This is a genomic window from Helicobacter rappini, assembly GCF_900198625.1.
In the GTDB taxonomy this organism is placed as follows: domain Bacteria; phylum Campylobacterota; class Campylobacteria; order Campylobacterales; family Helicobacteraceae; genus Helicobacter_A; species Helicobacter_A rappini.
Genome location: NZ_FZPK01000094.1, coordinates 1 through 1,511 on the forward strand (window position 1 = coordinate 1; position 1,511 = coordinate 1,511).

Sequence of the window (1,511 nt, forward strand, 5' to 3'; positions counted from 1 at the left end):
ATAAAGAGAGTAAAAATACAATAGGCAATGATAGCATTAAAGCCTTTGCAGAACAAAAAAGAGATTTTATGAAAGGAGAGCAAGATAAAAGCTATGCTAATGGTTGGTTTAATCATTTATTGAAAGATAAAGTGCTAGACGAGTTTAGTAGTGATTCAGTTGAAAACTCAATAGAACAAAATAAAGCTGGATTAAGTGTTGATAGGCAACTTGGCATATTAAAAAAAGAAGAAATAGATAAAGCCTTAAAGCAAGGCTTAGATAAGGTTAATAAAACACAAGGTAGGCATAAAGATGAAAAAGACGCTACACAACAAGAATATAACAAAGAGATAGCAAAGCGTTTAAAGCCTAACTACTTGCAAGAAACATGGCAAGATATAAATGTAATTAATAATTTCAAAGATGGCAATTATTTCGCTGCGGCAGGAAATGCTGCAGGTGGTTTGACTAAATTAGCATTAGATGGGGCAGCTATGACACTTGAAGGTGCGGCTGATACTATTTTTCATGGAATGACAAGAGATGCCTTTAAAAATAAGGCTGAATTAGTCTTAGATGAATATAATCTGCCAAAATGGAGTGATACTAGTATAGGGGAGTATATAGCTAAAAGCAGAAAAGAAGGCAGTGATTATGATGATTTTTTAACCTTTGTAGGAAGCCTTCAAAACTCACTAGTAGCAAGTAAAAAGGCAGAAGAGATATGGGATAAGGAAACAAGAGATAAATTAATAGAATATGTAGAAGCACAAGGCAGCCCTAAAGAAGCGAAAGCATGGGAAAACTTGGATAAATCACTCACTAAGCTAAAACAAGAATGGGATAACTCTCCTGCTAAAGTCTTAGCAAATAGTGATTTAATCGCTAAAGCTATGACGATGAAAAATCAGCATGATTATGGCAGATTTGTATTCAATCTTCTTAAAGAGCCTGAAAAAAATATGGAATTAGCACAAAGCTATATCAATGATTTAGAATATATTTTAAAAACAGATGATAACTTTAAAGATGTAGATGAAGTAGCATTAACAAGAAGCGGACAGGTAGTTATAAGAAAGGGCGACCAGTATCAAGCGTTAGAACAAGGCTTTTTAGAAAGCATACTGCACGGAATACATGATAGTGCCGCAGAAATTACTTCATCTTTAGGTGGGGCTTGGTGGGGACTTAAAAAAGCCCTTAAAAAACCGAGCAAAAATTATTGGCAGACTGCTGCAAAGGCTGGAGTATATTCTAGTGCTGGAGCTGCTGTGGGTGCTGCGGCTGGTGCTATTGCAGATGAAGAAATAAACTCATGGACGACAGGTTATAAAAATAAAGATGGCGGATTAAAAAGGGCAGCAGAAGCAGCTACATTAAGCATAGCAGGGGATATTATTATAGTAGGTGCTGGAGCTGGTATAAAGCAAGGCTACAAGGCTATTAAAAATGCTAACCTTGATGGATTAAGCAATATCGGTAATAAAGCTATAAGTGAAGCACAAAAACTAGCAAATGGCAATGTAAAT

At 35.6% G+C, this 1,511-nt stretch carries 1 protein-coding gene; it reads left to right on the forward strand.

Annotation, left to right across the window (positions count from 1 at the left end):
• On the forward strand, positions 1–1,511 hold a 1,511-nt coding region (locus C6H17_RS11950; RefSeq protein ID WP_158655030.1), incomplete at both ends, for a hypothetical protein.